Below are 13,428 nucleotides of genomic sequence, written 5' to 3'. Positions count from 1 at the left end.
AGACTGAATCCCTTTTTATATGAATGGCTAATATGGCCTCACCGAATCAATCGATTCAGTTAATCTAGTTGTGCGTTGATTTCCTCTTCATATCGGTCAACGAGCTCGTTGTTATCGTCCGTCTGATACTTCTTTTCCAATTCCAATTTCAACTTAAGCCAAATTGTATTTTTTTCATAGATGTCTCGGTCAAACTGATGGTTTAATTCTTGTAGCGATAACCCAAGCGCGCTCGCGTAGGCAAGATGGTTCGGTAAATCACTTTGATCCGGTCCTTGTTGAATGTAATGGTCAATCTCATCTTCCGTAACATGAATGTTGTATTGATTTTTTGCGATTGTTTTCCATACGACATCCTTTTCCATCGCTTCAGTCGAGAGAGTGATGACTTGTTCATCTGTTAAGTCGGTTTCATAATACAGCCTCTCTTGTGCCAATGTTCGAATAATCCACTTCCGCAACGGCTCCTCGACGTCGAACTGATTTGCTTCAATGATCACGTCATCAAACAATTTTTTGTAATCATCGAACGAAAATTCATCTATGATTTGGCGTTGTTCTTCTTCACTTTTCATTACAATTGTTCCTTGGGGCGATGCCGCTGATTGACATGCTGTTATGAAGATGACGAACGAAAGCGTACATATGAGAAATAATTTGAAACGTGTGGGCACGGCGATCCTCTCCTTTTCCGTGTCATCTATAAACGTAATCAAAAGAGCGTGAAAAGCCTTCATCTTTATATACTTGATTGGAAGGCGTCAGGTTCCCATTCTTTTCGGTCAAATTTCTACACGTGAGAAATGTTTTCAATTATGATGATAGAGAGAATAGAGGGGGAAGTGACTTCAATGGAAAAGACAGCAGGACAACAGTTGATTGAGTCGCGGCGGACGATTCGGATGTTCACTGAAGAACCGATTGCGACGAAAGTACTCTATGAGTTGTTGGCATCGGCGCATCAGGCACCGTTTCATAACAAAGTCGAACCGTGGAATCTCTATTTGTTCAACGGAGATGGAAAAGACGTCTTGCTTCAGGCGCTCGAACCGGCGTTTCAAGATGGACCAGAGGCGAAGCGCGAGAAAATCGCGGGACGCATCCGGAACGCCGCAGCTTGCGTCTACGTGACGACGAAACATTTCGAGACGGACAAAGGGAAGAAAGATGCGCTGCTCGCGACGGCGACGATGATTCAAAACTTTCATTTATTATGTAGTGAGCAACAGATCGGCCTCGTCTGGCGGACGGGCGGTATTTTTGAGGATGCCAGGCTTCAAGAGATGATTGGAGCTGAGGGTGAGACGTTTGTCGGACTGCTCCAGCTCGGTCGTTACGAAGACGTACCGCCGACGAAGCAACGTCAATCGATTGACGCTTGCTTGACGATTTTTGAGTGAACGAAAAGGTCCGAGCGTAGGTGACTACGATCGGACCAGTATTTATAGGTCAATGAGACTGAGCCGTTCATGTGAGCGCTCAGTTTATTTTTTTAACTTGGCTGCGAGCCAGTCTTGAATGACATTCGTTGGAATCATTTTGTTCACGTTCCCTTAACTTTAGTTTCTTCCTCTTTAGTATTATCCGATTGCAATCGTTCCCAAACCTCTCGATGTGTTCCTTGCAGCGTATCGTCGAACGAATCCTCGATATGCAGGCAATAGCTTGGGTTAACGGACGAGGCGTACAAGTCTAACATGAGTTCGGCATGGTTTGGATACATTACAATTGGCCCCTTTCGACACGTCGGCTTGACTACATCCTCAGTATACAAAGGAAACATGAAGAAAAATCGGGATAATCGTTAACAATTTATGAATCTTGAAAACGCTTTCACAACCTTTGTGTCGATGTGAGTGGCTCGCATGTCGTCAAGTACTGCTCAGCCCGTTTCGCGTATTTGTTGACGGTCCGTTCCATGATGAAGCGATCCTCGTCATTGAGCGGACGGACGACTTTGGCGGGCACGCCCATGACCATGACGCCTTCCGGGATTTGCATGTTCGGTGTGACGAGTGCACCGGCTGCGATGAATGAGCCTTTGCCGATTTTGGCTCCGTCGAGGACGGTCGCATGCATGCCGATGAGACACCCTTCTTCAATTTCGCATCCGTGAATCATCGCCATGTGTCCAATCGACACCCGGTCATGGATGATGGTCGGGGACCCTTCATATTGATGGACCATCGATCCGTCTTGAATATTCACGTACGAACCAATTTGAATCGGTCCTTCATCGCCGCGGATGATCGTATTGAACCAAACGCCGGAATGGGCGCCAATCGTGACATCGCCGATGACGTGCGCCCCTGGTGCGATGAACACCGTCTCATCAACATGTGGAATTAATTCTCCTAATTTGTATTGCATATGTGTAACCCCTTTCAAACGGATATGCTTTCATTGTCGCATAAGTTGAAAAAGAAATTGCACCGGAAAGATTATTCTTGTTAAGATAGTAAAAATACGTAGAAAAAAGGAGACACACAGATGGAGAAACAACATTTGATCGACATCGCGGCGAAAAAAAAGAAAGCAGCGGTCGTCTTTAAAGATGTGGCGGTCATCGACGTCTACAGCCGTGAGACGATTCGCACCGACGTCGCCATCGACGCCGGCTATATTGTGGCCATTGGGGACGGCTACGAAGGGGAGACCGAATACCATGACCCGTCTTGGACGCTCGCACCGTCATTCATCGACGCGCATGTCCATATCGAGTCGTCGATGGTACCCCCTCACGAGTTCGCCAAAGCGGTGCTTCCGCTCGGGGTGACGACGGTCATCGCCGATCCGCACGAGATTGCGAACGTGAACGGGGCACTCGGCATCGAGTATATGCTCGCCGACGCCAAAGGGTTGCCGCTCGACGTGCGGATGATGCTCCCGAGCTGTGTGCCGGCGACGCCGTTCGAGCACGCCGGGGCGAAGCTATACGCCGAGGACTTGGCGCCGTTTTTAGGGGACCCGGGCGTCCACGGTCTCGGCGAGGTGATGGACTATCCGTCTGTCGAGTCCGGAAGTGAGGATATGCTTCAAAAAATCGCACAAACTGAACACGTCGGGAAAGTCGTCGACGGCCATGCTTCGGGCCTCGGTCCGGACCAGCTGAACGTATACCGGACGGCAGGGATCATGACCGATCACGAATGCACGACGGCCGAAGAAGCGCTCGAACGGGTCCGGCGCGGCTTTTATGTTCAAATTCGAGAAGGGTCGGTCGCGCGGAACGTGGAGAAAGTCAGTCAGGCCATCACGGAAAGCAACGCTCACCGTTTCCTGTTCTGTACGGACGATAAACACTTGGACGACCTTGTCGCCGAAGGCGGGATCGACTACAACATTCGCATGGCGATCAAACAAGGTGTCAAACCAGAAACGGCCTATGCCGTCGCTAGTCTGCACGCGGCCGAGGCGTACGGACTCAAAGATGTGGGTGCCATCGCTCCTGGCAAACGAGCAAACTTTGTGATCTTGTCAGACGTCCAATCGGTAAAAATCGAAACCGTCTACGTGAACGGGGAAGTCGTCGCCGAAGAAGGCAAGGCGACGTTCGAAGCCGACGGGATTGAAGTGCCGAAACCGATGAAAGGTGAGCTCAAACTACCCGATTTGACGGCGGACTCGTTCCGTTTAGCCGTGAAAGAAGAAGCGGTCGATGTGATTCAAGTATTGCCGAACAGTCTCTTGACGAAGCGACAGCGTCTTGTCTTCACACCTGACGCGTCCGGAGCCGACCTCGCCCAAGACATTGCCACGCTGGCTGTCATCGAACGCCATCACGGGACGGGGCACATGGCCCTGGCCCCGGTGACAGGGTTCGGCTTGAAGCGGGGCGCGCTCGCGGCGACGGTCGCCCATGATAGCCACAACCTCGTCATCGCGGGAGTAAGCCCGGACGACATGTTGCTCGCTGCCGAAACACTTGAAAAAGTGGGCGGTGGTGTCGTCGCGGTGTCTGAAGGGAAGGTGCTGGCGGTCTTACCGCTCGAGATTGGAGGACTCATGACGAAACGTCCGTATGCGGAAGTGGCGGACGTACTCGAACAGTTGAACGATGCGCTCGACGTCGTCGGGGCCCATCGTCATTTCAATCCATATTTGACGATGTCGTTCCTCGCGCTCCCGGTCATCCCGGATTTGAAGTTGACTGATATAGGACTATTCGATGTGACGACGTTCTCATTCATCGAGTCGTAAGTCAGTCTAACGTATGATTTTTGTTAAGAACGACCCGAAACGATTGAACGCTCTTGGTTAAGTTGGTATAGTTACGACAAGTTTCATCGGTACAAATGGAAAGGGGGGATATAACAGATGGAACAAGTTGCTTACAACCGGTCGTATGATGAACATGAGGATTTGATCAATTCTGTGTATCGTGCCTTCCAGGATCGATGTGAAGAATTGCCTGACGAGACGCGGACGAAACGGCGGTTGCGTCATCTCGTCTTACTGACGATTAAAGACCATACATCGTCACACGCCGAACGATTCGTCTTGTATCATTTCTTTAGTGATTTCTTTAAAGCGGTCGAGTCCGACGATCAAGCCGCACTCGCTGTGTTAAAACAAATCATCCGAGATGAAAAAAACTATTGATTAGTCACTATGACCTATGATAATTTAGACGTAACTTTAAATGAATATTCGTGCTATCGATGAGGTAGAGGTGCGATGCTGATGAGTAAGTAGTCCGAGGATGACAACGGTGAAGACTACAGAAAGGCAAGATCGCCGAAGTGTAAAGTCATGTCTCTGACTTTGTGCTGGGCTGACGGGAAATACCCGTCAGACTGCCATACATATTTACGTATGGAGCGCTCCAAGTCGGCTAAGAAAGACGGAACATCCAGCGAGGGTGTCGGCTTTGTTGCCGATGCCCTCGCTTTGCGTTTTTTTAAGCATAGGGGGGCCTCATCTCAAACAGAAGAGGAGGAAATCAGCATGGTAGATTATTCAACTTCGGTACTATCACTCGTACCGGCTTTACTCGCCATTATTATGGCCATCACAACACGGAAAGTCATTCCGTCACTCGGTGTCGGGATTATCGCAGGGGTGCTACTGCTTCACAATTTCAACCCGCTCGAATCGATTCAGTATTTATGGTCAAACATCATCGCGCTATTTTGGGCGGATGGGGCCATCAATGAATGGAACGTGCTGTTGATCGCGTTCTTGCTCTTGCTTGGCATCTTGTCATCCATCATTCAAACGTCGGGCGGAGCCCGTGCGTTCGGAGAATGGGCCGCTTCTAATGTCAAAACGGCTCGTGGCGCTCGCCTCGTCTCGTTCGGTCTTGGGATTTTGATTTTCATCGATGACTATTTCAACAGTCTTGCCGTCGGGAATATCAGCCGACCGCTGACGGACCGGAAAAAAGTATCACGCGCGAAACTCGCTTATACGATCGATTCGACGGCCGCACCGGTCTGTGTCATCAGCCCGCTCTCGAGTTGGGGAGCGTACATCATCGCCATCATCGCAGGAATTCTTGCGAAGTACTCAATCGACAGCTACTCGTCATTCTCAGCGTTCATCCAAATCATCCCGATGAACTTCTATGCCATCTTCGCACTTATGTTGACGGCGTATGTCGCTTACACGGGACTCGCGATCGGACCGATGCGTACACATGAGCTACGTGCCCTTCAAGGTGAGCTCTACGATTCATCGAAAGGCGCACCGATGGGGATGAGTGAAGATATTAAAGAACACGATGGCGGGAAAGTCCGCGACTTGATTGTCCCAATCATCGTGTTGATCATTGCCACTGTTTCAGCCATGTTGTACACAGGCGGACAAGCGCTTGCTGCCGATGGTCAAAGCTTCTCGCTTCTCGGTGCGTTCGAGTCGACAGATGTGACACGGTCACTCGTGACCGGTGCCGTCATCAGCTTGCTCGTTGCGCTCTTGCTCTTGATTGGTCGTAAAATTCCAGCTAAAGACTACGGTCATGCGACGTGGGCCGGGATCCGTGCCATGTGGCCCGCCGTACTCATCTTGCTCTTTGCCTGGACGATCATTGCCGTCATCGGAGATATGAGAACGGGTGATTACTTGGCAAGTTTTGTCACAGATTCGATTGCAGCATCTTACTTGCCGCTCATCTTGTTCGCGATCGCCGGTCTGATGGCGTTCTCGACAGGGACGAGCTGGGGGACGTTCGGTCTCATGCTTCCAATCGGGGCAGACTTGATTATGGCCGTCGATCCGGAACTGTTGCTCCCGACACTCGCGGCGGTACTCGCTGGTGCGGTGTTCGGTGACCACTGTTCACCAATCTCGGATACGACGATCCTCAGTTCGACGGGTGCCGGATCGCACCATATCGACCACGTGTTGACACAACTTCCATACGCGTTGATTGCGGCTGGTGTGTCAGCGGTCGGGTATTTGGTCCTCGGGATCACAGGCTCGATGTGGATCGGGTTCTTCGCAGCATTCGCGACGTTCGTCGTGGCCCTTGTCGTCGCGCAAATCATTTCTAAGCGCGGACGCGTGCCAGCTGAAATGCGCGCTGAACGCGAAGCGTAATTCATCATCTAGATCAAAGGCGTGCCACTGCTCGTGGCACGCCTCTTTTTGTGTATTGGCATAGGTGTCGATGCACAAACAAGCCCTGCCACAGGAGTGACAGGCCTTGCTGATTAGTTGACGTCCAACCACTTGAAGCTAGCGTCAGCTCCGAACGGATGGCGGTGCATATTTTGAATGTTTGAGCGTTCGAGGTACGCTTCACCTTTTTGATAGATCGGTGCGATCGCGAAGTCATCTTCGAGCAAGATGCGTTCTGCTTCTTGCATCGTTTCCCAACGTTTCATTTGATCGGCTTCTTGTTTCGCGCTTTGGATCAATTTATCGTACTCGTCGTTCGAGTAGGCCATCCGGTTGAACGGACCGTCCGTTACCCACATGTCGAGGTACGTCATTGGATCCTGGTAGTCAGGGCCCCAGCCAGCAGCTGAGACGTCGTACTCACCTTTACCTTCGAGGTCAAGGAAGTTTTTGAACGGCTGTTGCTTGATGTTGAGCGTGAGGCCAGGGAGGTTCTTCTCGAGCTCACCTTTGATGTACTCGTTGACTTTCTTGAACGCTTCTTCATCACGTGAGAGGAATTCAAGTTCGATCGTTTCGACGCCAAGCTCGGCAAGACCTTTATCCCATGCCGCTTTCGCTTCGTCGACGTTGTAGCTTTGAAGGTCTGGATACTTCTCGCGGAAGTCGGCTCCGTCTTCTGTGAACGTGAAGTCTTTCGCGACGATATAGTTGGCCGGCTGTGAGCCGTCTGTCAAGATGACGTCTGTGACACCTTGCTTATCGAAGCCTTTCGCGAGCGCCTCACGAATGTTGACGTTTTGGAGTGCTTCGTTTTTCTGGTTGAAGCGAAGGAAGTTGATGCGTGCGTCGGCACGAGTCTTGAACTCTTCGCTGTCTTGGAATTGTGGTACGAATTCAGACGACAAGAGCGTGTAGTCGACTTCGCCCGATTCGAACAAGTTGACACCCGTCGCGACTTCTTTGACGACTTTGACGTTGATTGTCTCCATCTTGACGTTTTCAGCATCCCAATAGTCCGGGTTCTTTTTGTACACCCAACCTTCGTTGTCTTGCCAGCTGTCTAAGACGTAAGGCCCGTTGTAGAGCGTCTTATCGACCGCGCTCGCGAACGACTCGCCTTGCTCTTCGACGAACTCTTGTTTTTGTGGCATGTACGTCGGGAAACCTGTCAACCCGAGGAAGTAAGGGGCTGGCGCCTCCAATTGAACTTCGAGCGTCTTCTCGTCGACCGCTTTCGCGCCGAGCGCATCGAGTTCTTCTTCGCCTGCAAGGATTTTGTTGGCGTTTTTCAAGTCTTGAAGGATATACGCATATTCCGCACCTGTCTCTGGGTTGAGGGCGCGCTTCCATGAATAGACGAAGTCTTCAGCTGTGACCGGTGAGCCATCTGACCAGTTCGCATCACGCAATTTGAAGGTGTATGTAAGTCCGTCTTCTGAAATCTCAACGTCTTCAGCAATTCCCGGTACCGGCTGGTTGTTCTCATCAAGACGATATAGTCCCTCGAAGACGTTGTTCGTCACGATGATCGATGTCGAGTCCGTTGTGAGCGTTGGGTCGAGTTGTGGTAAATCCGTCGCCGAGACGAGCGTGATTTCCTTCTTCGCATCACCCGATGATGATCCGTCCGACGAGCTCGACGATGATTCTTCTCCGCCGCCACATGCTGCTGTCGCAAGCAAGGCAACACCCGATAAAGCTAACCATTTCTTATTACGCATTGTCATACCTCCCGAAAATTCTGATTCTTTCGAATATATTGCAATTAAACTACAAACAAGATGAATGCGCAATAAAATTTTTTAAATTATTCGAAAATATAAACATTAGTGAAATACCTATCTAAACGTCATTGGATTCAGTAGAATAAGGAAATCATCGAATGATTATACATTATCCATGTATAGTTATTCGTCAGACGTCAACTTTTTTTGGAGGGTTTGGAATGAAGGGACAATCAGCCGGAATCGGCTTTTTCGGGCTTGCTGCCATGGTCGTCGGAACGATGATCGGCGGAGGCGCATTTAACTTGCCTGGCGCGATGGCGCAAGGTGCCGGGGTCGGTTCGGTATTGATCGGTTGGACGATCACGGGCATCGGCATGGTCATGCTCGCGTTCGTGTTTCAATTTTTAGCGAATACGCGTCCTGAGCTTGAAGGCGGGATTTATGCCTATGCAAAGGTAGGGTTCGGCAAGTTCGTCGGTTTCAACAGCGGGTGGGGTTATTGGATGTCCGCGTGGATCGGGACGGTGGCGAACATCACGTTGATCTTTAGCACACTCAGTTATTTCTTCCCGATCTTTTCGTCAGAGCATCGGTCGTTTCGATTGATTATGAGCGCGATCGTGATTTGGGGGCTGTTCTGGATCATCTCGCGAGGGATGAGAGAAGCGGCCCTCCTCAATATCGTCACGACGATCGCGAAGCTCGTCCCAATCTTTTTATTTATCATCCTTATCTTGTTCGCGTTCCGGATCGACACGTTCCAAATCGACTTTTGGGGTCAGTCGGGCTTCAGCTGGTCACAGGTGTTCCCGCAAGTGAAATCGACGATGCTCGTAACGTTATGGGCGTTCGTCGGCATCGAAGGAGCGGTCGTCTTATCATCACGGGCCCGTCATAAACGAGATGTCGGACGAGCGACGGTGATCGGACTGGTTGGGACACTCGTCATTTATATGATGATCTCAATCCTATCGTTCGGGGTGATGACCCAAGAGCAACTCGCGTCACTGGCGGAACCATCGATGGCGTATGTGCTTGAGGCGGTCGTCGGTCCCGTCGGTGCGACCCTCATCAATATCGGCCTCCTCGTCTCGCTCTCAGGTGCGTTGCTCGGGTGGACGATTCTCGCGACAGAGATTTCTTATGTGGCAAGTCGCGACGGGGTGTTCCCGAAATTGTTCAATCGGCTCAATCGGAATGAGACGCCGGTGAGTGCCTTGTTCATCACGCAAGTCTTCACACAACTCGTCACCATCATTGCACTCTTCTCCGAACAAACCTATTTGGTGCTCTCGAGCATTGCCGGGATTGCGGCCCTCGTCCCGTACTTGTTTTCCGCCTTGTTCGGTTGGAAAGAGGCACGACGCACAGGGACGCGCTCGATGCTTGTCATGTCGGGCATCGCGACCGTTTACGCGGCATGGCTCCTCTATGCGTCGGGTGTCGAATATATGCTCATCGCGATGATTTTGTACGCGCCGGGCGTGTTCGTCTTCATGCTAGCCGAACGTGAACAGGGCCGGCCGTTCCTGAGCCGTCTGCAATATATGATTGCGGTCGTCATCCTGTTGGCAGCCACGTACGGCGTCTATGGACTATGGACGGCCACGATCAGCCTATAAAAAAAGTCATCGAACGTCGTGAAGACGTCCGATGACTTTTTTTATTGCTTTCCGCCGGTTATCAGGCGAACGACTTCGATTGGAGGCATCGGCTTCGCATACAAGAAGCCTTGGAACGAATCGCAGGCAGTTTGCTTCAAATGATCGAGCATCTCTTGGTCCTCGACACCCTCGGCCACGACGTGCAGATGTAGGCTCTTGCCGAGATAGACGATGACATCGAGCAAGTGCGACTTCGAGGCGAGCCAATCGTCTAAAAAGACTTTATCGATTTTCAGCTCGTCGACCGGGAACGACTTCAAGTATTGGAGTGAAGAGAATCCAGTTCCAAAGTCGTCAATCGACAGGCGATAGTCGAGCCGCTTGATTTGATTCATCCGGGCGATGATTTCATCCGTCTGTTGCATGACGAGACTTTCCGTGATCTCGAGAATGATGTCGGACGGGTTTAAATTGAGCTGTTGCTTGATATTTCGGAGCGTATTGATGAAGCTGTCGCTCCGGAATTGGTTCGGTGAAATGTTGACAGCCATCGACAACGGATAATCAACGAGTCGTTGCCATGCTTTCAACTGTTTGGCGGCCTCAAGGATGACCCAGTTATTAATCGGGACGATCAGCGCCATCTCCTCGGCGAGCGGGATGAACTCCGACGGCGGGATTTGACCGAGCTCATCGTGATGCCAACGGAGAAGCGCCTCGAACCCGATGAGCCGGTCGGTCTTCAACTCGAACTTTGGTTGATATTCCAAATAAAAGTGTTTTTCCTCGAGCGCTTGATAGAGCGCTTTTTCGATATGGATTTGACGTGAGAACGCGTCGTCCATGTCTTTCGTGACGAACTGAATCGTCCCGACGCCAATCCGTTTCCCTTTGAACAAGGCGCTTTCGGCACGCGTATACAGTTCTTCTAATGAAGATGTGGCCGATGGATAGAAGACACAACCGATGGAAATCGACACCATGATCGAGTGATGATAAATCCGGAACGGTCGTTGCAGTTCATGTTGCAATTGACGCAACAACTGGAACACTTCCTCTTTCGACTCTTCAAAGAACAGCAGTCCAAACAAGCCGCCCGACGGATGGAACATGACACTCGTCTCAGGCATGAACTGAGTGGCCCGGTCTTTGATTTGGACGAGTAGTTCGTTGCCGACACGAGAGCCGAACGATTCGTTGATGATTTTAAAGCGATCGATGTCGAACAAGGCGACATGGACCAAACCATCCCCTTGATCGACAGTTTTCAAGACGTGGGCATATTGGCGAAGCCACCCTTTTTTATTTAATAGACCGGTCAAATCGTTATGATAGGCGAGGTAGTTGACCTCTTGCTCGAGCCGTTTTTTATCCGAGACGTCAAATCCGAAGGCGGTATATTGCACGACTTCGCCTTCTTCGCTCAAGATTGGGACGACCGTCAAATTGAGCCAGCACGTGTTCGCCGTATGACGTTCCGAGCGGATGGGCATCTCGCCGTTCCAAATACGGTCGGTCGTAAGCGCTTGAAGCACGTCCTCGGCGATCGGGTCATTCTCGAATGACGGATGGATGAGCTCGAACCAATTACGACCGATAAATTGGTGATCAGGGGCCCCAATCAATCCGCATAACAACGGGTTGATTTCGGTGATTTCCCCATACGCGTTCGCAGCCAGATAATAAGTCGACTGCTCAATCATCGCCTGAAAATGATGGAGTAAGTTGAACTGTTCCGTGCTGATGAGCGGACTAAACCCTTTTGGTAAAAAGGCTAAAAAATAGCCGGTGAAATCGTTGATGGAGAAGGATTGTAAATAGGCGGTCGCATAGACGACCGAACCGTTTTTATGTTTGAACGGCGTCATCGCCGTCGTCGAGAACGGATATTGAAGGAGCAGTGGCGACCACGTCTCGAGCGTATGCTCTAAGTGCTGGACGACCGGGAGTGGGTGGTGAAGGACCTTGTCCCGTTCCCATCCGAAGAGCGTTTCCGCATGCTCGTTCCAAAGAAGGACGTTGCCGTCGAGGTTGATGTAACAGCATGGGACAGATAAAGCATCGATGAACTCGTCAATCGGCAAATCGCGCAATGAAGCCACAGCATTTCCTCCAATCTACATCAAATGAATCGTACTCTACGTTCAGTGTACCTTATTTTCCCAACCCGAGGAATGGGCAAGTTGGTCGTTGTCAAAAGAAAGACGGTCATCATATACTGAAGGAGTAAGATAGTTTTTTGATAAGGGGGAAATCAAATGTCAAAGACACAAGAAGTGATTGAATTGACAGAGAAGTTCGGGGCGCACAACTATCATCCACTTCCAATCGTCATCTCGGAAGCGAAAGGGATCTGGGTGACGGATCCAGAGGGGAACCGTTACATGGATATGTTGAGTGCCTATTCGGCCGTCAACCAAGGTCATTGTCATCCGAAAATCATCCAAGCGCTAAAAGATCAGGCGGATAAAATCACGCTGACGTCACGTGCGTTTTACAATGATCAACTCGGTCGTTTCTACAAAAAAGTGGCAGCGCTTACAAACAAAGAGATGGTGTTGCCGATGAACACGGGTGCGGAAGCAGTCGAAACGGCTGTCAAAGCATCACGTCGCTGGGCGTATGAAGTGAAACAAATCCCAGGCCAAGCGGAAATCATCGTCTGCTCGGGCAACTTCCACGGCCGAACGATGGCGGCGGTGTCGATGTCGACAGAAGCGGAATATCAACGCGGATTCGGGCCGCTATTGCCAGGGTTTAAAGTCGTGCCGTACGGTGACATCGATGCGTTCGAGGCGGCCATCACTGAAAATACGGCGGCGTTCATCGTCGAACCGATTCAAGGCGAAGCCGGGATTATCATCCCACCGGCTGATTACTTGAAACGTGCCAGTGAGCTCTGCCAGCAGCATAATGTCTTGTTCGTGGCCGATGAGATTCAATCGGGGCTCGGTCGCTCAGGCAAATGGTTCGCCATCGAATGGGAAGATGTGGAGCCGGATATGTATATTCTCGGAAAAGCGCTCGGGGGCGGCGTATTCCCGGTATCATGTGTCGCAGCCAATGAGAGCGTCTTGAGCGTATTCAATCCAGGGTCGCACGGGTCGACGTTCGGCGGGAACCCGCTCGCGGCAGCCGTGTCGATCGCGTCGCTTGAAGTGTTAGAGGAAGAACAACTGCCACAACGTTCACTTGAACTCGGGACGTACTTCATGGACCGATTGAAATCGATCGACAATCCGCTCATCAAAGATGTACGTGGACGCGGTCTGTTCATCGGAATCGAATTGACAGAAGCGGCACGTCCTTATTGTGAAGCGCTCAAAGAGCGCGGTCTGCTCTGCAAAGAGACGCATGAGACGGTGATTCGTTTGGCGCCACCACTCGTCATCACGAAAGAAGAGCTCGATGAGGCGTTCGAGGCGATTTCGGCCGTGTTCGCACCAGCCGCTATTTCGTGATTGCGCATCGCTTGTTATAATGAATACAGACTTAAACACCTGTCTCGCGACGTGCTCGCGGCAGGTGTTTTT

At 50.9% G+C, this 13,428-nt stretch carries 10 protein-coding genes and 1 riboswitch; of the genes, 6 read left to right on the top strand and 4 right to left on the bottom strand.

Annotated features, from left to right (window positions below):
* Window positions 1–59: 59 nt before the first annotated feature.
* On the bottom strand, window positions 60–575 hold the full coding sequence (locus KNP75_RS13555) for a hypothetical protein (protein ID WP_214797622.1): 516 nt from the start codon (window positions 573–575) through the stop codon (window positions 60–62).
* Window positions 576–851: 276 nt separating this feature from the next.
* Between KNP75_RS13555 and KNP75_RS13550 the strand changes: the two genes are divergently transcribed.
* The gene (locus KNP75_RS13550) at window positions 852–1,400 is read left to right on the top strand and encodes a nitroreductase family protein (RefSeq protein WP_034781247.1); all 549 of its coding nucleotides are present in this window, start codon (window positions 852–854) and stop codon (window positions 1,398–1,400) included.
* A gap of 433 nt (window positions 1,401–1,833) precedes the next feature.
* Here the strand turns inward: KNP75_RS13550 and KNP75_RS13545 are convergent, their stop codons facing one another.
* Window positions 1,834–2,370 carry a gamma carbonic anhydrase family protein gene (locus KNP75_RS13545; RefSeq protein WP_034781244.1) on the bottom strand — a complete coding sequence of 179 codons (537 nt, stop codon included), beginning with the start codon at window positions 2,368–2,370 and terminating at the stop codon, window positions 1,834–1,836.
* A gap of 120 nt (window positions 2,371–2,490) precedes the next feature.
* Between KNP75_RS13545 and ade the strand changes: the two genes are divergently transcribed.
* From ade to KNP75_RS13530, 3 genes are all read left to right on the top strand, one after another.
* Window positions 2,491–4,200: an adenine deaminase gene (gene ade / locus KNP75_RS13540; protein ID WP_034781243.1), complete on the top strand. Its 1,710-nt coding sequence runs from the start codon at window positions 2,491–2,493 to the stop codon at window positions 4,198–4,200.
* Between the two features lie 117 nt (window positions 4,201–4,317).
* Entirely contained in the window at window positions 4,318–4,602 is a 285-nt protein-coding gene (locus tag KNP75_RS13535; RefSeq protein WP_214797619.1) for a hypothetical protein, read from the top strand.
* A gap of 57 nt (window positions 4,603–4,659) precedes the next feature.
* Window positions 4,660–4,834: riboswitch (Lysine riboswitch) on the top strand.
* Between the two features lie 113 nt (window positions 4,835–4,947).
* Window positions 4,948–6,540, top strand: a complete 1,593-nt coding sequence (locus KNP75_RS13530) for a Na+/H+ antiporter NhaC family protein (protein WP_215190633.1) — start codon at window positions 4,948–4,950, stop codon at window positions 6,538–6,540.
* A gap of 113 nt (window positions 6,541–6,653) precedes the next feature.
* Here the strand turns inward: KNP75_RS13530 and KNP75_RS13525 are convergent, their stop codons facing one another.
* A complete protein-coding gene (locus KNP75_RS13525) occupies window positions 6,654–8,285 on the bottom strand; it encodes a peptide ABC transporter substrate-binding protein (RefSeq protein ID WP_152567785.1) in 1,632 nt (543 codons plus the stop codon).
* 224 nt (window positions 8,286–8,509) lie between these two features.
* On the opposite strand from KNP75_RS13525, the gene KNP75_RS13520 reads away from it, so the two are divergent.
* Window positions 8,510–9,913 (top strand): basic amino acid/polyamine antiporter, encoded by a 1,404-nt coding sequence (locus tag KNP75_RS13520; protein WP_215190632.1) that lies wholly within the window; start codon window positions 8,510–8,512, stop codon window positions 9,911–9,913.
* 41 nt (window positions 9,914–9,954) lie between these two features.
* Here KNP75_RS13520 and KNP75_RS13515 read toward each other — a convergent pair whose 3' ends face one another.
* Window positions 9,955–11,997 (bottom strand): EAL domain-containing protein, encoded by a 2,043-nt coding sequence (locus KNP75_RS13515; RefSeq protein WP_215190631.1) that lies wholly within the window; start codon window positions 11,995–11,997, stop codon window positions 9,955–9,957.
* A 156-nt stretch (window positions 11,998–12,153) separates the two neighbouring features.
* On the opposite strand from KNP75_RS13515, the gene KNP75_RS13510 reads away from it, so the two are divergent.
* Window positions 12,154–13,356 (top strand): ornithine--oxo-acid transaminase, encoded by a 1,203-nt coding sequence (locus tag KNP75_RS13510; RefSeq protein WP_215190630.1) that lies wholly within the window; start codon window positions 12,154–12,156, stop codon window positions 13,354–13,356.
* The last annotated feature ends 72 nt before the right edge of the window (window positions 13,357–13,428 follow it).

This window comes from Exiguobacterium sp. s6 (assembly GCF_018618155.1).
In the GTDB taxonomy this organism is placed as follows: Bacteria; Bacillota; Bacilli; order Exiguobacteriales; family Exiguobacteriaceae; genus Exiguobacterium; species Exiguobacterium mexicanum_A.
This window is presented reverse-complemented; position numbering and strand designations above follow the sequence as displayed.